This window comes from Mesorhizobium amorphae (assembly GCF_014843845.1).
GTDB lineage: Bacteria > Pseudomonadota > Alphaproteobacteria > Rhizobiales > Rhizobiaceae > Mesorhizobium > Mesorhizobium amorphae_A.
In genome coordinates this window covers 33875-55079 of the sequence record NZ_JHQS01000007.1, presented here as the reverse complement: position 1 = coordinate 55079, position 21205 = coordinate 33875, and the positions used below count along the sequence as shown (strand labels likewise).

The window sequence follows — 21205 nt, the reverse complement described above, 5'->3', positions numbered from 1 at the left end:
TCCGGCTCAATTTCGTGATGGCAGTAGCGGTTCGGCGATTGCGACGCAATGTGCCGGGCGGATGACGGAACTGGGCCAGCGGCTAGGTCGTCAGCGGCTGGAACCGTCCGGCTGGAGAGGCGGCAAGTTCCGACCAGTCGATTTCTTCCTCCAAGCGATGATACGCTTCGTCGCCGATCGTTCCGTCGCGGCGTAGTTCTTCCAGCGCATCCCGCTGGCTCTTGATGGCATAGAGACGCAACCGGTCGTATTCGGTCGCTGCCTCGGCATCCTCGGGATTTTCGGCGATCGTGCGCTGGGCGGTATATTGCTCGCGCACCGCAGCCGCGGCATTCGACGTCTTGCGGCTCAAGACGTCAAGCGCCGCCTGCATGATGGCGACGCGTGCCTGCGCAACCTCACGGTCGATCGTTTCGTCCGGATCGAGATCAAGCCAGCGCAACAGTGGCTTCAGGCTCATGCCCTGCAGCACCAGCGTGCCGAGGACGACTGTGAAGGCGGCGAGCACGATCGGGTCGCGGCTGGGAAAGTCTTGCGGCAAGGCAAACGCCGCGACAAGGGTCACCAAGCCGCGCATACCGCACCAACCGATGAGCACGCCGCCGCGTAAAGACGGAGCCTCCGCCCGGCGCTCCGCGTCACCGAAGCGAGCAAACCACCTGAGGATCACGCCGCAGCCCAGCACCCAGACAAGACGCGAAACTATGACGACGGCGAGAACCGCTGCGGCAAACACGAACGCTTCGGCTTGCCCCTGCCCGGCAAGCCGCTCGACGATCGAGCGCGCCTGAAGGCCCATCAGCACGAAGGCCAGCACGTTGAGCACGAACACCGCCGACTCCCAGACCGAATAGGTGCTGACGCGCCTTCTGGCCGACATGAGGCGCGGTGCCGTGCGCGCAATGGTCATGGCATAGACGACGATCGTGATGATGGCTGAAAGCCCCAGCTTGTCGGCTAGTATCCAGACCCCGAATGTCCCGGCGAATTGCACCACCGTACTGCTTGCCGCATCCTCGATACGGGTGAGCATCAGCAACGAGAGACGGCCAAGTACATAACCGGCAGCGAGGCTACCGACCGTCGATAGCAAGATCGTTGGCACGGCGTCACTCAGAAGGACCGGACCGAGTGCAGCCGTAACCGCGAACCGGTAGATCAGCAGCGCAGTGGCGTCGTTGAGCAGGCTTTCGCCTTGCAGGATGGCGGTGATGCGGTGCGGCACCTTGAACTGTCCGAGCACCGCCGCCGCCGCGACCGCATCGGGCGGCGCGACGATGGCGCCAAGGGCAATGGCCGCGGCGATCGGCAGGCCTGCCATTTTCCAGCCGACCAGCGCGACAGTCACGGTGGTGAAAATGACGGCGCCGAATGCCAGCAAGGCAAGCGGCAGTCGGTAGCGATTGAGATCGCGCAACGAGGTGTCATAGGCGGCATCGAGAAGCACCGGCGCGATGAACAGGGCAAGTGCCAGTTCCGGATCGATCTCGATTGTCGGCGCGCCGGGCAGGAAGGCGATACCGGCGCCCGCCAACGCCAGCAAGGCTGGATAGGGAATCTGGATACGCCGCGACAAGGCCGTCAGCGCAACGGCAATCAGCAGGAGAACAAGGGTCAGTTCGAAAAGGGCCATACCCTATCGTAGCGGGACTATTGGTAGCGGCAAAGCCGCGGGATGCTGTTGATTGTCCACTATGCTCAGCCTGGCTGGCAGTATGCTTCGACCCGATTGCCGGCGTATAAGCCTTGGTCATGATCCTCATCGGCCAGTACGACTCGCCCTTCGTCCGCCGCGTCGGCATCGCGCTGACACTCTACGGCCTGCCCTTCGAGCATCGGCCATGGTCGGCCTTCGGCGATGCCGACAAGATCCGTCCCTATAACCCGCTGACGCGCGTCCCGACGCTGGTGCTGGACGATGGCGAAGTGCTGACGGAAAGCCATCTGATGCTCGATTATCTCGACAGCCTGGTAGCGGCCGATCGAAGGATGTTTCCGACAGGCGAGCCCGCCCGCCATCAGGCGCTCAGGATTGCGGCCCTGGCCACCGGGCTTGGCGACAAAAGCGTCAGCCTGTTTTACGAAAAGCGCCTGCACGAGAAGGCCTCCGACCTTTGGGTCGGCCGCTGCCGAACGCAGATCGAGAGCGTCCTTGCCGCATTGGAAGCGGACCGCGCCGCGAGACCCGGTGCCTACTGGTTCGGTGATCGTATCGGCCATGCCGATGTCGCGGTTGCCGCCGTGCTGCGTTTCCTCGGCGAAGCGCATCCGGGCCTGGTTCCGCTGGCCGGCTTCCCGGCGCTCGAGGCTCACGCCGCGCGGTTGGAGGCATTGCCCGTCTTTCAGGCGATCTTCCAGCCCTTCATCCCGCCGGCTTGAACGCTTCGGCCCTGCCGGCTTCTCACCGGATCAGTGCAGCACCAGCATGTCGCTTGAGGCGAACGAAATCTCGGCCTTTTCGCCAACCGCTGGCGGCGGTGTCGCCGGGCTGTTGAACGTGTCGAGCGAGACGGTGCTGCCGCCGATGCCGACGCGAACCCGGATGACGGAGCCGAGGAAATGCACTTCTGAGATTTCGCCCGCAAGGCTGGAGTCGCGGCCGGGCTGGCGTCCGAGCGAAATCGCTTCCGGCCGCAGCGCCAGCGACAGCGTGTCGCCGGACTTGGAGCCGTTGAGCTTGCCCTTTAGCGCGACCTCTTGCGAATTGACGCGCACCATGCCTGAAGCGGCGTCGGTCACCGTGCCTTCGAGCACGTTCAGCGTGCCGACGAAATTGGCGACGAATTTGGTTGCCGGGCGGTTATAGATTTCGAACGGCGTGCCGACCTGCTCGGCCTTGCCGCCATACATCACCGCGATGCGGTCGGAGATCGACAGCGCCTCTTCCTGGTCATGGGTGACGAAGATGGTGGTGATGCCGAGCTTTTTCTGGATCGAGCGGATTTCCTCACGCAGCGACACGCGCACCTTGGCGTCGAGCGCCGACAGCGGCTCGTCAAGCAAAAGCAGCTTCGGCTTCGGCGCAATCGCCCGCGCCAGCGCGATGCGCTGCTGCTGGCCGCCGGAGAGCTGGTAGGGATAGCGGTCGCCCATCTGCGGCAGCTTGATGATGTCGAGCATCTCGGCGACGCGTCTGTCCGCATCTGCCTTCGGCATGCCGGCAACCTTCAGCCCGAAGGCGATGTTCTGCGCCACCGTCAGGTTGGGGAACAGCGCATAGGCCTGGAACACCATGCCGACATTGCGCTGGTTGGGCTTCAGCCTTGTGATGTCCTTGCCGGCGACGACGATCTTGCCGGCCGAAGGCTCCTCGAAGCCGGCAACCATGCGCAGCACCGTCGTCTTGCCGCAACCCGACGGCCCGAGGAAGGAGACAAATTCACCCGGTTCCACGTCGAGGCTGAAATCCTCCACGACCGTGGTGGCGCCGAAGGATTTTCGAACGTGCTGGATAGAGAGGAATGGGTCGGCCATGGCGTGGTTCTCTCGATCAATTTGGGCGGTTCGCCGATTTCGGCGCGAAGCGGGACAGGATCTGGATCAGCGACATGCAGCCCCAGGTAATGGCGAACGAAATGATCGCCAGTGCTGACGGTTCATAGGCACTGTTGGCGCCGATGTTCTGCAGGTAGGGACCGAAGGCCGGGCGGTTCAACAGCGAGGCCATGGTGAACTCGCCGATGACGATGGCAAAACTCAGGAACGCGCCAGACAAGACGGCGATCAGTACGTTCGGCAGGATGATGCGGGCGATGATGGTGGTCCAGCCGGCGCCGAGGATTTGTGCGGCTTCGGTGAGCGTTCTGACGTCGATGGTCCTGAGACCCGTATCGACCGCCCGGTACATATAAGGCAGCGCCAGCACTGCATAGCCGATGACCAGCAGAACATCGGTGCCGCGCGCTGTCGCCAGAAAAGGTAACGTCGAATTCGAACCGAACATTCTGATGTAGCCGAAGACGATGACGATAGCGGGAATAACCAGCGGCAGCAGGGTGATGAACTCTACAACCGGCCGCAGATTCGGTAGCCGCAGCCGAATCCAGTAGGCCGTCGGGACAACGAGGAGCACGCCCAAAAGAATGGTGAAGATCGCCACGACGACGGAGTAGGTAAATGTCGTCTGGAAATTCGGATCTTCGAAGACTGAGCGGTAGGCGTCGAAGGAGTATTCCCCGCGCCGCTTGCGCAAGGAGAATTCAAAGGTCGCTAAAAGCGGCAGGATAAAATAGGTGGTTCCCACGCCAAACACGAGCCAAGCCCAAAAGCGGCTGCCCTGCTTCATTTCAGCCACCGTTCGGCTCGCCGTTGGAACAAGATATAGAAGAGGTTGGCCAGGCCGGTGATGACGATCATGCCGAGTGCAAGCGCGTAGCCTAGATTCGGATTGTAAAGCACGTCGCCACGAATCTGCGCGAACAGCTGGATTGGGACGATGTTGAGGGACGGCCCCGTCAGTGCATAGGCCGTTGCGACCGCTCCGAACGCGTTGGCAAAGAGGAGAACCGTCGTACCGAGAAAACTGGGCCACAAGACCGGGATGACCACCATGCGCCAATATTGCCAATTGGTTGCGCCGAGCGTGGCGGCAGCTTCGCCCCATTCCTTCTTCAACCCATCGACCGCCGGCGTGATGATGACGATCATCAATGGAATCTGAAAATAGAGGTAGGTGAGGACCAGGCCCCAGAACGAAAAGATACTGAAGCCGAGCGAATAGATGTTAATGCCAAAAATGTCTCGCAACAGGATCGTCGCCACTCCGAGCCGACCTAGCGTCGCGATGAACGAGAATGCCAGCGGTACGCCGGCGAAATTCGAGGCGACGCCAGAGAAGGTCAAGGTTGCCGAGCGTAACCACGAGGGCAAGCCTCCGCGAACGACTGCTACTGCCATTGCCAGGCCGATCAAGGCGCCAAGGACCGCAGAAACAACGCTGATCTGAATGGATACCAGATAGGCCGCGGCGAGCTTGGGTTGCGACAACGCTATAATGTTTTCGAACGTATAGTCGCCAGCTGCGTTTTTGAACGCGCCGGCGATCAGCCCAACCGTGGGCAAGATCAGAAAGAGCAGCGCGAAAACGAAGAACGGAGCTACGCCTAACCAATGCAGTGGCAGCCGAAGGCGGCTGATCTCCGGCGCGCGTGGACTGACGCTGGCTGTCTGGGGCATTGTCGAGTCTGCCATGGAATTCCCGAAATTTTGCATAGGGCGCCGGGCAGCGAACCGGCCGGCGCCCTATGCATTACTTCACGACGGCGCCAACGATGGCGTCCCAGTTTGTGCTAATTTCCTTCTTGGCAGCGTTCTGTTCCTCCAAGGTAGGGAAGACCGCCTTTTCGTAGTTCTCGGCCGCCGGTAGCTTGTCCAGCATTTCCTTCGGGATCGCGTTCTTCTTGGCGAGGTCATTGAAGCGGATCGGGTGGCAGTAGCCCTTCAGCCAGCCGAGCTGGCCTTCGTCGGAATACAGATACTCCATCCACAGCTTGGCTGCGTTCGGATGCGGCGCATAGGCACTGATCGCCTGTACGTAGACGCCTGCGACCACCGCTCCCTTTGGCACGACAATTTCGATTTCCGGATTGCCAGCCATCTTGTCGCGCATGGCAAGCAGGTTGTAGTCCCAGTTCATCACGATCGGGGTCGTGCCCTGGGCGACAGCCGCCGCTTCACCGTCGACCGGCACGAAGTTGCCGGCGTCGTTGAGCTTCTTGAAGAACTGCAGCCCCTTGGCGGCGGCGTCCTGGCCGGCGGTGCCGCCAGCCGCGAGGCCCGCAGCGTAGACCGACATGACGGCGTTGTTCGACGTGCGCGGATCGCCAGCGAGCGCCACCGAGTTGGCATATTCCGACTTCTCCAGGTCAGCCCAGTCCTGTGGTGCATTCTGGACGACGGCCTTGTTCACGCCGAAGGCGAGCACGCCGTAGTAATCGCCGTACCAGTAGCCTTCAGGGTCCTTGGCACTGTCGGGGATCGAGTCCCAGGTCGATACTTTGTAGGCCTGGATCAGGCCGTCAGCCTTGGCGGACGGGCCGAAGGACAGGCCGACATCGATGACGTCGGGCGCCTGCGGACCCTTATTGTCCTTGTTGGCCTTGATCGCTTCGATCTCGTCGCCGGAGCCGGCGTCGGGATTGAGCTCATTGATGGTGATTCCCGGATATTTCGCCTTGAAGCCGGCGATGACGTCGCCGTAGCCGCACCAGCTGTGCGGCAGCGCGATGGTCGTGAGCTGGCCCTCGGCCTTGGCGGCCTTGACGAGATCGTCCATCGCATCCGCGGACGAAATCACCGTCGACGCGAAAAGCGCCGCGGCCGAAAGGGAAAGCACTTTCCCCGTGAATTTGAACATGTGTTCTCTCCGTTGAACTGACGTCGTTGGACGCCTGCGATGCGGTATCGTTTTCGTGTGACAGCCAGATGAAAACTATGTGAAACCAGTGGCCGGCAGCGCGAAAAGTTAACTCTTTTTAACCGGCTGTAGCAATTAGCCATCACTTAATTTTCCGGCTAATTACTTTCCGTCTTGCATTTCACCCTTTCCCCCTTGGTTTGCCCTCATTTCACAGATCAATTTTCGACTTGAAATTCGCGTTACACCGTGCCGGCGATGGCGTTTTCGAGCAGCGTCAGCGCCGCCTTCTTGGTCAGCTTGACCGGGTTGCCGCCGGCGGTCGGATCGACCACCGCCATGTCGGCGATCAGCCCCTTGCGCATCTTGTCCATGTCGAGCCCCTTGATCAGGCCCGGCAGCGCATGCGGCACCTTCAGCTCCTTGCGCAGCTTGATGATCGCCTTGGCGAAACCATCGAAGCCGCCCTTGATGCCGCAATAGGCGGCGAGCCGGGCGATGCGCTCATCGATGGCGTCGCGGTTGAAGGTCAGCACATAGGGCATGAACACGGCGTTGGTCATGCCATGATGGGTGTCGTAGAGCGCACCGATCGGATGCGACAGCGAATGGATGGCCCCCAGTCCTTTCTGGAAGGCGGCCGCACCCATGGCCGCCGCGCTCATCATGTGGGCGCGGGCGACGATATCCTTGCCGTTGGCATAGGCCTTCGGCAGGTTCTCGAAGACCAGCCTTATGCCTTCCACCGCGATGCCGTCGGCCATCGGGTGATAACCCGGCGCGCAATAGGCCTCGAGGCAGTGGGCCAGCGCATCCATGCCGGTGCCGGCGGTGATGAAGCCTGGCATGCCGACCGACAGTTCCGGATCGGCAATGACGATTGCCGGCAAAAGTTTCGGATGGAAGATAACCTTCTTGGTGTGTGTCGCCTCATTGGTGATGACGCCGGCGCGGCCGACTTCAGAGCCGGTGCCGGCTGTGGTCGGCACGGCGATGATCGGTGCGATCGCATCCGAATCGGCTCTGGTCCACCAGTCGCCGACATCCTCGAAGTCCCAGACCGGGCGCGTCTGGCCGGCCTGGAAGGCGATCAGCTTGCCGAGATCGAGCGCCGAGCCGCCACCGAAGGCGATGACGCCGTCATGTTTGCCCTTCTTGAACACGGCGATGCCGGCGGTCAGGTTCGAATCGACCGGGTTCGGCTTCACCTCGGAAAACACGCCGTAGGGCACCTTGGCATCGTCGAGGATCTTCAAGGTCGAGGCGACGACCGGCAGCTTGGCCAGCCCCGGGTCGGTGACGAAGAGCGGCCGCTTGATGCCGGTGGCCGCGAGCACATCGGGCAATTCCTTGATGCGCCCGGCGCCGAAGCGAACGGTGGTGGGGTAGTTCCATTTGGAGATGAGCTTGGACATTTTTGTCTTTCGAAATTCAGATGGCTTGACGCAGATGATAGGATTTCGGCCTCGTCAAATTGTCGTAGCCGATGGCCGAAAGGGCCGCGCCCTTGCCGGTGTCCTTGACCCCGGTCCAGACCAGAGCCGGATCGAGATAGTCGCAGCGGTTCATAAACACGGTGCCGGTCTCGACGCGGTCGCCGATCGCCACCGCATGCTCGATGTCACCGGTCCAGATCGAGGCGGTCAGCCCATAGGGGCTGTCGTTCATCAGCGCGATCGCCTCCTCGTCGTTGCGCACCTTCATGATGCCGACGATCGGCCCAAAGCTTTCCTCGCGCATGACGCTCATCTGGTGGTCAACCCCGGTCAGCACTTCCGGCGCCAGATAGGGCGAGCCGGCTCTGTCGTCGGCCACCTTCATGTTGATGTGTGCTGTAGCACCCTTGCGCAGCGCCTCGGCCTTCTGCTCGCGGATCAGGTCGGCGAACCGCGCCTGCGCCATCGGCCCCATCGTCGTCGCCTGCTCCAGCGGATTGCCGACGACATAGTTCTTCGTCTCGGCGATGAAGCCTTCGACGAATTCGTCATAGACTTTCTCATGCACATAGACGCGTTCGATGCCGCAGCAGCACTGGCCGGAATTGTAGAAGGCGCCGTCGACCAGGTTGGCGACGGCGTGGTCCATCTTGGCATCCGGCAGCACATAGGCCGGATCCTTGCCGCCGAGCTCGAGGCCGAGCGTCATGAAGGTGCCGGCCGCCGCCTTCTCGATGGCGCGGCCGCCGCCGACCGAACCGGTGAAGTTGACATGGTCGATCTTGCCCGAGCCGAGCAGCTTCTCGGTCTGGGCATGGTTCAGCACGACGTTCTGGAACAGGCCCTTCGGCAGGCCGGCCTTGTCGAACGCCTGCTGGAAGCGTTCGCCGACCAGCAGCGTCTGCGCCGCGTGTTTGAGGATGACCGCGCTGCCTGCCATCAGCGCCGGCACGATGGTGTTGACGGCGGTCAGATAGGGATAGTTCCACGGCGCGATCACCATGACGACGCCGAGCGGCACCTTCTTCACATAGCGGCGGAAGCCGTCCTTCGGATTGGAGGCCAGAACCGGCTTCAGCGCCGATTCGGCGATCTCGACCATGTAGTTGGTGCGGTCCTTGACGCCGCCGAACTCGCCGCCGTAGCGCACCGGCCGCCCCATCTGCCAAGCGATCTCCGGCACGATCTCGTCGCTCATGGCGACCAGCGCTTCCAGCATGGCAAGCATGTACTTGCCGCGCTCGACGATCGGCGTCTCAGCCCATTTTTCCTGCGCCGCCTTGGCGCGTTCGACCGCGGCGTTGATGGCCTGGTCCGTGGCAATCGGACGCTCGGCATAGATCGAACCATCGACGGGTGATTTGAGTTTGACCGTTTCGGTCATTTTCTAAGTCCTCGCACGTTCTAACAATCGAAATCATATGGGTTGATGCTGCCCCTCATCCGCCTGCCGGCACCTTCTCCCCGTATAGTGACGGGGAGAAGGAAGAAGCTCCGGCGCTGACGCCGTCCGCCCATTGTTCACGGGGTTAGGGTGAGGGGCAACGCCGGCGTTCCCGGCAACCTTAATACCGCTCGAACCCTCTGTGCAGTTCCCAATCCGTGATCCGGCGGTCGTATTCGAACTGCTCCCACTTCGCGGTGTGGACATAGTGTTCGAGCACGTCCTCGCCGAGCGCCTGCTTCAGCATTTTCGACTTGGCCAGCGTCTCGGTGGCGTCTCGCAGTGTCTTCGGGATCTCCGGCAGGCGCGAGGCCTGGTAGGCGTCGCCGACGAACGGCTTCTGCAGCTCCAGCTTTTCGTCGATGCCGGCAAGGCCGGCCGCGATCAGCGCCGCGAAGGCGAGATAAGGGTTGAGGTCGGCGCCGCCGATGCGGCATTCCATGCGGATGCCCTTGGTGCCCTCACCGCACAGCCGGAAGCCGGCGGTTCGGTTGTCCTCGCTCCACATGATCTTGGTCGGCGCGAAGGTGCCGGCCTGGAAGCGCTTGTAGGAATTGATGTAGGGCGCCAGGAACCAGGTGAACTCCTTGGCGTATTTGAGCTGGCCCGCCGCCCATTGCTGGCCGAGCGTCGACAGCGTCCAGTCGGCCTTCTTGTCGAAAAACAGCGGCGTCTTGCCGTCGGCGCTCCACAGCGAATTGTGGATGTGGCTGGAATTGCCGGCGAGCCCGTAATTGTACTTGGACATGAAGGAGATCGCCTTGCCTTCGGATTCGGCGATCTCCTTGGCGCCGTTCTTCAGGATGACGTGGCGGTCGGCCATCTCGAGCGCCTCGGCATAGCGCACATTGATCTCTTCCTGGCCCGGACCCCACTCGCCCTTGGAGTTCTCGATCGGGATGCCGGCCGCATCCATCTCGTTGCGGAGCCGGCGCATGACGCCTTCTTCCTTGGTGGTGATGCCGATCTGGTAGTCGCCAATATAGGGAGAGGCGGTGTCAAGGCCCTGCCAGTGCTTCTTGCGGGCGGAATCGTAGGTCTCGTTGAACAGATAGAATTCGAGTTCGGAAGCGAAATAGCCGATATAGCCGCGTTCCTTCAGCCGCTTGACCTGCTTCCTCAGGATGGCGCGCGGCGAATGCGGCAGGTCGTCATGCGTGTGGTGGTCGAGCACGTCGCAGATCACCAGCGCGGTCTTTTCCAGCCAGGGAATGCGCCGCAGCGTCGCCAGGTCCGGCTTCATGACGAAGTCGCCATAGCCTTTCGACCAGCTTGCCGCCTTGTAGCCGGGCACCGGCTCCATATCGATGTCGGCGGCCAAGAGATAGTTGCAGCCATGCGTCTCGTCATGGGCGGAATCGACGAAATACTGCGCCAGGAAACGTTTCCCCGCGAGCCGGCCCTGCAGATCGACGATGCAGGCCAGCACCGTGTCGATCTCGCCGCTGGAGACCGCCTTCTTCAACTGATCGAACGAGAAATTTCCGGCCATTCTTGTGGCACTCCAGCGCTTGTCGATTGAAATGGATAAACGAAACCATGGCCGGCACGATGCCGGCCATGGTTGATTTGACGACGTTAGTGGCCGGTCTCGCCGACCGCCTGTTCCGCTACCTTGATCGCCGCCTGGCGTTTGGCAATCTGGTCGCCGATCGGCGGGCCCTGGAAGCGGCGGTTTTCGAAGCCGAACCAAAGCACGGCGGTCAGCACGATGAAGGCGAGCGTGATGTAGAGCACCTTGTCGTTGGGCGGCTGGACGGCGATGTAGAAGATGATCGCCATGCCGATAACCGACAGGATGCAAAACAGCTTGAACAGCCCGGCGCCGAGATTCCACGGGCCGGGAGTCGGCCATTTCGCCGTCCCGAAAGCCAGCATGCCAAGCACGATCGGAATGGTGAACGACAGGAACAGGAACACCAGCGTCGAATTGACGACGATGGTGTAGATGTTGGTGCCGCCGATCGAGATGAACTGGGCAAGAAACACATAGATGATCTCAAGGATCGCCGCGGTCCAGATGGCGTTGACAGGCGTGCGCCAAGTCGGGCTGACCTTGGCGAGCCCGGCCGAGCCGACCGGCATGCCGCCGTCGCGCGAGAAGGCAAACAGCATGCGCGAGGCCGAGGTCACCGTGGCCAAACCGCAAAGAAACTGCGAGATCAGGATTGCCAGGTAGAGCAGCTGCTTCAGCCAGCCCGGCAGGATCGCATCCATCGTCGAGAAGAATACGCTCCAGCCCTGCTTGGCGCCGGCAGCCAGGTCCGGAATCGCCAGAACGATGGCGCACAGCATTGCCCAGCCGATCAGCGAAGACCAGAGCACGGACGAAACGATCGCCCGCGGCACGGAATGCGCTGCCTTCAGCGTTTCTTCCGAAGTGTGCGCCGACGCGTCATAGCCGGTGATGGTGTAGACCGGCAGCAGCAGGCAGAGCAGGAAGAGGTAGGTCATGGAGTCGGTTTGCGGGAAGACACCGCCACCCGCGTCACCCGAATAGTTGGTGAACGTCCACAACCGCGTGATGTCGATCGCCGGTGCAAACACCAGGCAAGCCACGATCAACACAGCCGTGGCTCCGAGAATCAGGAAGCCGGAAGCGTCCGTCAGCATGGCGGTCAGCTTGATGCCGAAATGGTTGAACAGCGCTTGCAGCACGGTGATGAAGGCAACGAACCCGACGATTTCACCCGCCGTTCCAGTAATGCCGAAAGCTCCGCCGAAAGTGCCGACGAAGAAGAAGGCGGTGCCGATATTGATGGCGCCGAGCACCGTGATCAGGCCGAGCAGGTTGAGCCATGCCGTAAGCCAGCCAGTGAAGCGGTTGCCGAGGATCGACGCCCAGTGATAGAGGCCGCCGGCAGTTGGGAATGCCGAGGCGATCTGCGCCATGGCGAGAGCAAAAAATCCCGACACGCAGCAGCCGACGATCCAGCCAATGCCGGCGCCGGCGCCGCCGATCGACGAGGTGGCTTGCGCGAAGGAGTTGATGCCACCCGACAGGATGCAGATGATAGAAAACGAGATGGCGAAATTCGAGAAGCGACTCATGCTTCGCGATAGTTCCTGGGCATAGCCCATTCCGTGAAGGACCTTCAGATCCTCCTTCTTGTCGACGTCCGAATAGTCTTGCGATGACATTTTTTGTCCCCTTTTAAGTTCTTAGCTGGCCGATTGTACTGACTTTCCCACTGCACGTTGTCGGGAGCCGCTGGCCTCCTCGGGCTCCAGATCCAGAAAAATACCGGTGAGCATATCCGCCCATTTCCGCTGCCCGGCTTCGCCGGAAATTTCGTCGTTGCGGATTTCGATCATCGCGCAGGCAAGGCCGCGCGAACGCGCGTGGCGTTCCAGCGTGAAATAGACGCGGTCGGCCGGCGAATAGGGTTCGTTGACGCCGACCGTGACGCCGGTCAGCCGCTGCAGCGCTGATATCAGCGGCGCCGCCAGCCGGCGGTCCTCGTCATGGATGATGCCGATATGCCAAGGCCGGCTCTTACCCTTGTAGACGGGCGTGAAGGAATGCACCGATACCAGCCGCGTCACCTGCCCGCGCGCCAGCCTTTTGTCGACGATCTCTGCGATCGTGTCATGGAAGGGCCGCCACGACAAAGCGACACGCTCCGCGCGCTGCTTGTCCGACAGGCCGGCATTGCCGGGGATGATCGTGGTCTCGCTGACCGGCGGCACAAGGTCCGGTGCGTCGAGCGGACGGTTGCAGTCGATGACGAGGCGCGAGATGCCGGTCTCGACCAGCGTCGCGTCGAGCGCCTCGGCCATGCGCCGGGCGACCGGCAGCGCGCCGGGATCCCAGGCTATGTGGCGCGAAAGGTCCTCGGCAGGCAGGCCGAGCGTACCGAATTCGGCGGGCAGATAATTGGAGGCGTGGTCGCAGGTGAACACGAACGGACTTGATCCGCCGGGGTTGGTCACCCTGACGGTTTCAGGCGATGCAAGGCTGGCGGGCCGTGCTGTCTCCATAGCCTACGTCCCCAGGGGGAGCGCTGTATCGTATGTTACGTATTTTGTCTCATTGCGTCCCTGTGGATGATTTCATACAGTTTGTCCGGCTTTGTCAAACGCGATTTCGAGAAAGCGGTTTCGACTGAGCCAAAGGCGGGGGAAAACATGATTTCCAGCATTGCCGAACTGATCTCGGACCGCATTGGCACGATGCCGGCAGGCGAGCGGCGCGCCGCACAGACGCTGATCGCCAACTACCCGCTGATCGGCCTGAAGACGGTCGCCGAGTTCTCTACAGCGGCAGGCGTGTCCTCGCCGACGATCCTGCGTTTCGTCGCCCGGTTGGGTTTCCAGAACTATCCCGAATTCCAGTCGGCACTGCAGGACGAACTGGCGGCGCAATTGCAGTCGCCGGCGACGCGGACGCTCAACCCGGCCTCATCGGGCGGCGCGGTGTCGCCGATGCTGGAGGCGACGCTCGACAATATGCGCGAGACATTCAGGCATCTGTCCGAAAGGCAGCTTGCCGACATCGCCGCGACACTTGCCCATCGCCGCGGCAAGACCTTCCTGATCGGCGGCCGCTTCACCGATCCGCTGGCGCGCTACATGGCCGCTCACCTCGCCATCGTCCAGCCCGACGTCCACCACCTCGCCGGCCAGGAAGGCATCTGGCGCGACCGGCTGATCGACATGGGCAAGCGTGACGTGCTGGTGATTTTCGACATCAGGCGCTACCAGGACAGCCTGGTGCGTTTCGCCGAAACCGCGCATCAGCGCGGCGTGCACATCGTGCTGTTTACCGACCAATGGCTGTCGCCGATCGCCCGCTTTGCCCGCCATGTCATCGCCGGCCGCACCGCCGTGCCCTCGGCCTGGGATTCCTCGGCGGCGCTTTTCGTCGTCGCCGAAACGCTGATCGGCGCGGTGACGAGACAGCTCGAGACCGATGGCGCCAAGCGCATCCGCGAATTGGAAAGCCTGCGCTGACCCCGGCTTTCCTGGCGGCGAGCCCGCCAAGGTTACGCAGATTTAATGTGCATGCCAGCGGCAGAATTGCCATAAAGCCATGATATTTTGGTGGCTTCGCACAAACCGGGTGCGTTGCTGCGTTTTATGCTTGGGGAAACCGGTAGACGTTTGCCAACCGGAGTGCCGATGGCCGCCTGGAGACAGATCGTTTTTGCGCTTGTGGTCCTGGTGGCCGCGGCTGCCGCCTGGGTTCGCTTCTTTCCGGGCGCGCCGGAGGTGCTGGCGCGCTGGGGTATCGACTGGGCTTATGCCGCGGCGCCCAATGTGACGACAGGCGCGGTCGACACGTCGAGGCAGGCAACAGGTAGCAACGGCGCCGGCCAGCGAGCCACCGTCATTGCGTTGCCGGCGGGCACAGCCACCATCAACGACCGCCTGCAGGCGATCGGCACCGGCCGCGCCAACGCTTCGGTGACGGTCAATCCCTACAGTTCCGGTCGCCTCACCGAATTTCTAGTCGAATCCGGCACCCGTGTCGAAAAGGGGCAAATCATCGCTACCCTCGATTCCGAGACCGAGGTGATCGCGCAGGACCGCGCCAAGCTCGTTTTACAGGACTCGCAGAACAAGCTCGACCGGGTGAAATCGCTGCAGGCTTCCAACACCGCGACACCGGTCGCCGTCGCCGATGCCGAAGTGGTGCTGGCGGTCGCCAAACTGGTACTTCGCGATGCCGAACTTGCCCTGCAGCGCCGCTCGATCGCCGCGCCGATCGCCGGCACCGTCGGCATCCTGCCGATCGCCGCCGGCAACTATGTTACCAATGAGTCGGCCATTGCCACGCTGGACGACCGCTCTTCGATACTGGTCGACTTCCTCGTGCCGGAGCGCTTCGCCGCCGCCGTCAAGGTCGGCGCACAACTGTCGGCGACGCCGATCGCCAACCCGGCGCAGGCCTATACCGGAACGGTTTCGGCCATCGACAACCACATCGACGAGAACAGCCGCACCCTGCTGGTCAAGGCAACGATCGCCAATCCGGCCGACTCGCTGCGCGCCGGCATGTCCTTCCAGATCAGCATGAAATTCCCCGGCGACTCCTATCCGGCCGTCAGCCCGCTGGCGATCCAGTGGGGCTCTGATGGCGCCTATGTCTGGGCGGTGCAGAACGGCAAGGCGAAACGCGTCGCCGTGCGCATCATCCAGCGCAACACCGAGACGGTGCTGATCGACGCGCCGATCGTCAGCGGCGACATGGTGGTGACCGAGGGCACCCAGAGCGTCAGCGACGGCGGTGAGGTCCGCATCGCCGGCGAGGAACAGCGCGCCGCCGACGCTGACGGCTCATGACCGGCACCGTCAACTCCGCCAGCGAAACCGGCTTTACCGCGCTGTTCATCCGCCGGCCTGTCATGGCCCTGGTGTTGAACACGCTGATCGCGGTCGCCGGCCTTGCCGCCTTCTACGGCGTCGAGATCCGTGAATTGCCGGATGTCGACCGCCCTGTCATCACCGTCAGCACGGTCTTCGAGGGTGCGGCCGCCGAAACCGTCGACCGCGAGCTGACCGATACGATCGAAGGCGCGGTCGCCCGCGTCTCCGGCGTCAAGTCGATCTCGTCGACCTCGTCCTTCGGCTCGAGCCGCGTCACCATCGAGTTCAACGACGGCGTCGACCTCAATGTCGCCGCCTCCGACGTACGCGACGCCGTCGGCCGTGTCGCCAACCAGATGCCGGACACCGCCGATCCGCCGCGCATCGTCAAGGCCGACGCCAATTCCGAACCGGTGATGCGGCTGGCCGTCACCTCCGACACCATGTCGGTGCAGGACATGACGGTCATCGTCCAGGACCAGATCGAGGATGAGCTTGCCGCGGTGCCGGGTGTCGCCGATGTCCAGGTCTCCGGCGACCGCGACAAGATCTTCCGCATCGACGTTGACCAGAACAAGCTGGCCAGCCACGGCTTCACCGTCGCCGATCTTAGAACAGCATTGGCCTCGGTCGCCTTCGATTCGCCGGCCGGCTCGATCACCACCACCAACCAGGACCTGATCGTGCGCACGACGGCGGACGTGACCACGCCTGACGAGTTCGAGAACATCATCATCGGCGGCAAGGCGCGCATCCGCGACGTCGCCACCGTCACGCTCGGCCCCGACATCGGCCAGACCACCTTGCGTTCGGACGGCAAGACCGGCATCGGCCTCGGCATCATCCGCCAGGCGGAATCGAACACGCTGGACATCTCGACCGGCGTCAGGGCCGCGGTCGCCAAGCTGCAGGAGAACCTGCCTCAGGGCATGGCGATCAAGGTCACCAGCGACGACGCCGTCTTCGTCAACGGCGCCGTGCATGAGGTCGAGATCGCGCTGGCCCTGTCGGTCTCGATCGTGTTGATCGTCATCTACGCCTTCCTGCTCGACTGGCGCGCGACGCTCATTCCGGGCCTGTCGATGCCGGTCGCCATGATCGGCACCATCGCCGCGATCTATCTCGCCGGCTTCTCGGTCAACATCCTGACCTTGCTCGCTCTGGTGCTGGCCACCGGCCTTGTCGTCGACGACGCCATCGTCGTGCTCGAAAACATCGTGCGCCGGCGCAATGAAGGCATGGGCCCGCGCGCCGCCGCCGTGCTCGGCGCGCAGGAGGTGTTCTTCGCCGTAATCGCCACCACGCTGACGCTGGTCGCCGTCTTCGTGCCGATCTCCTTCCTGCCCGGCCAGACCGGCGGCCTGTTCCGCGAATTCGGATTCGTGCTCGCCATGTCGGTGCTGTTGTCCTGCGTGGTGGCGCTGACACTCTGCCCGATGCTTGCCTCGCGCATGCTGTCCAGCGCAGCGCTCCACCATGAGGGCGGCAACGGCATCGGTGCCCGCATCGGCGGCGCGCTGAACACGACCTACCGACGCTGCCTGCATGCCTGCCTCGACGCGCCGTGGATCGTCGTCCTGGTGGCGCTGTTGTTCGCCGGCACCGCCTTCAGCCTGTTCGGCACCATCCGCCAGGAGCTGACGCCGAGCGAGGACCGCGCCGTCGTGCTGTTGCGCATCAGCGCGCCGCAGGGCGTCAGCCTCGATTACACGACGCAGCAGATGCAGAAGATCGAGAAACTGATCCAGCCGCTGCGCGATTCCGGCGAGATCCGCAGCACCTTCGAGAATGCCGGCCAGAACGGTGCCTACAACAACGGCTTCATGGTGATGACGCTCGCGCCGTGGAACGAGCGCACGCGCAGCCAGCGCGAGATCATGGCCGAGATCAGCCAACTGACCCGGCAGGTGCCGAGCGTGCGCGTCTTCCCGGTGCAGCCCAACAGCCTGGGCATCCGCGGCGCCGGCAACGGCCTGCAATTCGCGCTGGTCGGCAATGACCGCAAGTCGCTCGGCGAAGCGGCGGTCAAGGTCATCGACGAAATGCGCAAGGATCCGGGCTTCCAGTCGCCGCGGCTCTCCGTCGACCCGACACAGCCGCAGCTTGCCGTCGCCATCGACCGTGAGCGCGCCTCCGATCTCGGCATCGACATCACCGGGCTTGCCAACACCATGCAGGCAATGCTCGACGGCAATGATGTCGTCGACGTCTACATCGCCGACCGCAGCTATGGGGTGAAGCTGGTCTCGACGACCAATCCGATCAACGACCCGACCGATCTGGAGAACATCTTCCTGAAGACGGCCGACGGCCGCTTCGTGCCGATGTCGACCATCGCGACGCTGACCGAACGCGCCGTGCCGCCATCGCTGACGCGCGAACAGCAGCAGCCGTCGGTGGCGATCACCTCGAACCTGGCGGGCAATTTCGCGCTCGGCGACGCGCTGAGCCGCGCCGAGGAGATCGCAACGCCGCTGCTGCCGCCGGGCAGCCGCATCCTGCCGCTCGCGGAAGCCGCGACGCTCGGCGAGACCAACAGCGCCATGATCACCATCTTCGGCTTCGCGCTGGTCATCATCCTGCTGGTGCTGGCCGCCCAGTTCGAAAGCTTCGTCAGCGCCATCATCATCATGGCGACGGTGCCGCTTGGCCTTGCCTGCGCCATCTTCGCGCTTCTGCTCTCAGGCACCAGCCTCAACGCCTACAGCCAGATCGGGCTGGTGCTGCTGGTCGGCGTCATGGCCAAGAACGGCATCCTAATCGTCGAGTTCGCAAACCAGCTGCGCGACCGCGGGTTCGGCGTGCGCGAGGCGATCGAGCAGGCTTCGATCATCCGCCTGCGCCCGGTGATGATGACGATGATCTGCACCGTGCTCGGCGGCGTGCCGCTGGTGCTGGCCGCGGGCGCCGGTGCGGAGGCGCGCATCGCGCTCGGCTGGGTGATCGTCGGCGGGCTCGGCCTCGCCACCGTCTCGACCCTGTTCCTGACCCCCGTCGCCTATCTCCTGCTCGGCCGCTTCGTGACGCCGAAGACGCACGAGGAAGCGCGGCTGAAGCGCGAGTTGGAAGAAGCCGCCTACACCAATGTCGAGCCGGCGGAATGACTAGCCTTCCTCGCCCCGTTTACGGGGAGAGGATGCCGGCAGGCAGGTGAGGGGCAGAGCCAACCTCACAAACGGAAGCGCCGCCCCTCATCCGCCCTTCGGGCACCTTCTCCCCGTGAACGGGGAGAAGGAAGATCACGGCCGAATAAACACCTTCCCGTTCGGCTTGGCCAGCTCCGCCGGAATCTTCGCCATCGCCTCGGCCAATGGCACCACCGCCGTCACATCCGTCGACCAGCGCCCGTCGGAAAAGCGCTTCTGTGCCTCCAGGATCGCCGGGCCGCGCTTGTCACGGAACTGGCGCATCCATTCGCTCAGCCAGAAGCCTTCGATATGCTTGTGCTGGAAGATCAGCTGGCCGGGCTCGCGGATCACCGTCGCCTCGGCATCGAGCCGTCCGTAGATGATCCAGCGCGAGCGCTTCGGCATGGCGTCGAAGATGGTCGAGGCCAGTGGCCCGGTCACCGCATCGAGGAAGATGCGCGGCTGCTCGGCCTTGATCACCTCGCGCAGAGCAGCCTTGAAATCCGCCGCCTTCTCGTTGAGCACATGGGCCGCGCCGATTTCCTTCAACAGCGGGATCTGCTCGTCGCGGCGCACGGTGACGATCGGCCTGTAGCCCTCCTCCTTGGCAAGCCCTGCGATCAGCTTGCAGAGCTGAGAGGCGCCGGCGGTCATGATGAAGGCTTTTTCGCCCGCCTCTTTGACGATATCGAACATGGCGAGCGCGGTGAGCGGGTTGACGATCATCGCCGCACCATCCTCGTCGTGAACCGTGTCGAGGAGCGGAATGCAGACGACCGCCTCGGCGACAGCATAGTCCGCCCAGGAGCCCCAATTGGTGACGCCGGTGGCGAAGGCGACGCGCTTGCCGACCAGGCTTTTTGGGTAGGGCTCGTCACCGCCGGCGACGACGATGCCGACCCCTTCGAAGCCAGCCGGCTGGCCCTTGGCGCGCGGCTGGCCGTACTGGCCCTTGATGAAAGCGACGTCGGACGGGTTGATCGAGGCGAGGCTGACCTTGATCAGCACCTGCGTCGGCCCGGGCGCCGGCACCGCAATCTCGCCTAGCTCGAGATAGGGCTCCATCGCTTCCAGTGCGAAGCCTGAAGGCGTCCTGCTGTAGCCGTCGCCGACAAGCAGCAGTGCCTTCATCTCGGACGGGATGGCCATCGGGAAACTCCTTGCTTGCCGGCGGATTTCAGTGGTGGTTGGCCAAACCGCGGCTCAGACCTTTTCCTGCGTGTACTTCTTCAGCTCGGTCCGCGCCACCTGCCGGCGATGCACGGCGTCCGGCCCGTCGGCCAGCCGCAGCGTCCTGAGATGCGTCCACGAGCGGGCGAGCGGCGTGTCCTGGCTGATGCCTTGCGCGCCGAACATCTGCACCGCCTCGTCGGTGACCTTGAGCGCCACACGGGGTGCTACCACCTTGATCTGACTGATCCAGGGAGCGGCGGCGCGGGCATCGCCCTGGTCGATCATCCACGCCGCCTTGAGGCAGAGCAGTCTGGCCATCTCGATCTCCATGCGGCATTCGGCGATGATGTCGAAATTCGCACCGAGCCTGGCCAATGGCTGACCGAACGCCTCGCGCCGCACCGAGCGCTGGCACAGCATCTCCAGCGCCATCTCGGCCTGGCCGATGGCACGCATGCAGTGGTGGATACGGCCAGGCCCCAGCCGCCCCTGCGCGATTTCGAATCCCCTGCCCTCGCCGAGGATCAGATTCGATGCCGGTACGCGCACGTTGTCGAACCTGAGATGCATGTGGCCGTGCGGCGCATAATCGTCGCCATAGACCTGCATGGGCCGCACCTTGGTCACGCCTTTCGCCTCCGACGGCACCAGGACCATCGAATGCCGGCGGTGCTGCGGCTCGTCGTCGCCGCCGGTCCTGACCATGACGATGTAGATGGCGCAGCGCGGATCGCCGGCGCCGGATGCCCACCATTTCTCGCCGTTCAGCACATAGTCGCCGCCCTGCCGTGCGCAGCGCATCGATATGTTGGTGGCGTCGGAGGACGCGACATCCGGCTCGGTCATCAGATAGGCCGAGCGGATTTTTCCCTCGAGCAGCGGCTCCAGCCATTGCTGCTTGTGCTCGGCCGAGCCGTAGCGCTCCAGCACTTCCATGTTGCCAGTATCGGGCGCCGAGCAGTTGAAGGTCTCGGCGCCGAGATGCGCCTTGCCCATCTCTTCGGCCAGATAGGCATATTCGACCGTGGAAAGCCCGTAACCGCGCTCGGAACCGGTCAGCCAGAAATTCCACAGGCCGCGCTCTTTGGCGGTCCTTTTCAGCCCTTCGAGGATTTCCGTCTGGCGTTCAGTGTAGACCCAGCGGTCGCCGCCCTTGCCGATCTCGGCCAAAAATTCCTCGCCGAGCGGCATGATCTTGTCGCGCACCATCGCCGCGACGCGCGCGTGGATCGGCTTCAGCCGCTCGGTCATGCCCAGATTCATGTCCGCCATCGATCTCCGGCCTCCAACGCGCATCCAGGCCCTTTACCCGTGGCAAGGATGACCGTACTTCGGGTAGCCTTGTCAACGCGAGCCCTTT

Annotated in this window: 16 protein-coding genes; 4 read left to right on the top strand and 12 right to left on the bottom strand. The window is 63.2% G+C overall.

The features are described 5' to 3' along the window. Positions 1-82: 82 nt before the first annotated feature. Positions 83-1633, bottom strand: coding sequence for a cation:proton antiporter (locus DH08_RS02815; RefSeq protein ID WP_192177792.1), 1551 nt, complete (start codon positions 1631-1633; stop codon positions 83-85). A 119-nt stretch (positions 1634-1752) separates the two neighbouring features. Between DH08_RS02815 and DH08_RS02810 the strand changes: the two genes are divergently transcribed. Then, entirely contained in the window at positions 1753-2379 is a 627-nt protein-coding gene (locus DH08_RS02810) for a glutathione S-transferase family protein (protein WP_192178016.1), read from the top strand. 30 nt (positions 2380-2409) lie between these two features. On the opposite strand, the gene DH08_RS02805 is transcribed toward DH08_RS02810, so the two are convergent. From DH08_RS02805 to DH08_RS02765, 9 genes are all read right to left on the bottom strand, one after another. Continuing rightward, positions 2410-3474 carry an ABC transporter ATP-binding protein gene (locus tag DH08_RS02805; RefSeq protein ID WP_192177791.1) on the bottom strand — a complete coding sequence of 355 codons (1065 nt, stop codon included), beginning with the start codon at positions 3472-3474 and terminating at the stop codon, positions 2410-2412. A 16-nt stretch (positions 3475-3490) separates the two neighbouring features. After that, on the bottom strand, positions 3491-4285 hold the full coding sequence (locus tag DH08_RS02800; RefSeq protein ID WP_192178015.1) for an ABC transporter permease: 795 nt from the start codon (positions 4283-4285) through the stop codon (positions 3491-3493). Beyond that, positions 4282-5175 carry an ABC transporter permease gene (locus tag DH08_RS02795; protein WP_246800665.1) on the bottom strand — a complete coding sequence of 298 codons (894 nt, stop codon included), beginning with the start codon at positions 5173-5175 and terminating at the stop codon, positions 4282-4284. The genes DH08_RS02800 and DH08_RS02795 overlap by 4 nt, the downstream gene beginning before the upstream one ends. Positions 5176-5248: 73 nt before the next feature. After that, on the bottom strand, positions 5249-6355 hold the full coding sequence (locus DH08_RS02790; RefSeq protein WP_192177789.1) for an ABC transporter substrate-binding protein: 1107 nt from the start codon (positions 6353-6355) through the stop codon (positions 5249-5251). 242 nt (positions 6356-6597) lie between these two features. Beyond that, entirely contained in the window at positions 6598-7770 is a 1173-nt protein-coding gene (locus tag DH08_RS02785) for an iron-containing alcohol dehydrogenase (RefSeq protein ID WP_192177788.1), read from the bottom strand. A gap of 16 nt (positions 7771-7786) precedes the next feature. After that, positions 7787-9175 carry an aldehyde dehydrogenase family protein gene (locus DH08_RS02780; protein ID WP_192177787.1) on the bottom strand — a complete coding sequence of 463 codons (1389 nt, stop codon included), beginning with the start codon at positions 9173-9175 and terminating at the stop codon, positions 7787-7789. A 181-nt stretch (positions 9176-9356) separates the two neighbouring features. Next, a complete protein-coding gene (locus DH08_RS02775) occupies positions 9357-10727 on the bottom strand; it encodes a glutamine synthetase family protein (protein ID WP_006206238.1) in 1371 nt (456 codons plus the stop codon). Positions 10728-10813: 86 nt separating this feature from the next. Beyond that, complete coding sequence (locus tag DH08_RS02770; protein WP_192177786.1) at positions 10814-12376, bottom strand: amino acid permease; 1563 nt, start codon at positions 12374-12376, stop codon at positions 10814-10816. Between the two features lie 21 nt (positions 12377-12397). Further along, positions 12398-13216 carry an N-formylglutamate amidohydrolase gene (locus tag DH08_RS02765; protein ID WP_192177785.1) on the bottom strand — a complete coding sequence of 273 codons (819 nt, stop codon included), beginning with the start codon at positions 13214-13216 and terminating at the stop codon, positions 12398-12400. A 147-nt stretch (positions 13217-13363) separates the two neighbouring features. Between DH08_RS02765 and DH08_RS02760 the strand changes: the two genes are divergently transcribed. From DH08_RS02760 to DH08_RS02750, 3 genes are all read left to right on the top strand, one after another. Beyond that, a complete protein-coding gene (locus DH08_RS02760; protein ID WP_192177784.1) occupies positions 13364-14188 on the top strand; it encodes a MurR/RpiR family transcriptional regulator in 825 nt (274 codons plus the stop codon). Positions 14189-14356: 168 nt separating this feature from the next. Next, a complete protein-coding gene (locus DH08_RS02755; RefSeq protein WP_192177783.1) occupies positions 14357-15520 on the top strand; it encodes an efflux RND transporter periplasmic adaptor subunit in 1164 nt (387 codons plus the stop codon). Beyond that, positions 15517-18648 carry an efflux RND transporter permease subunit gene (locus DH08_RS02750; RefSeq protein WP_192177782.1) on the top strand — a complete coding sequence of 1044 codons (3132 nt, stop codon included), beginning with the start codon at positions 15517-15519 and terminating at the stop codon, positions 18646-18648. The genes DH08_RS02755 and DH08_RS02750 overlap by 4 nt, the downstream gene beginning before the upstream one ends. A 135-nt stretch (positions 18649-18783) precedes the next feature. Here the strand turns inward: DH08_RS02750 and DH08_RS02745 are convergent, their stop codons facing one another. Then, entirely contained in the window at positions 18784-19821 is a 1038-nt protein-coding gene (locus DH08_RS02745) for a zinc-binding dehydrogenase (protein ID WP_192177781.1), read from the bottom strand. Positions 19822-19875: 54 nt separating this feature from the next. After that, positions 19876-21117 (bottom strand): acyl-CoA dehydrogenase family protein, encoded by a 1242-nt coding sequence (locus DH08_RS02740; protein WP_192177780.1) that lies wholly within the window; start codon positions 21115-21117, stop codon positions 19876-19878. Between the last annotated feature and the right edge of the window lie 88 nt (positions 21118-21205).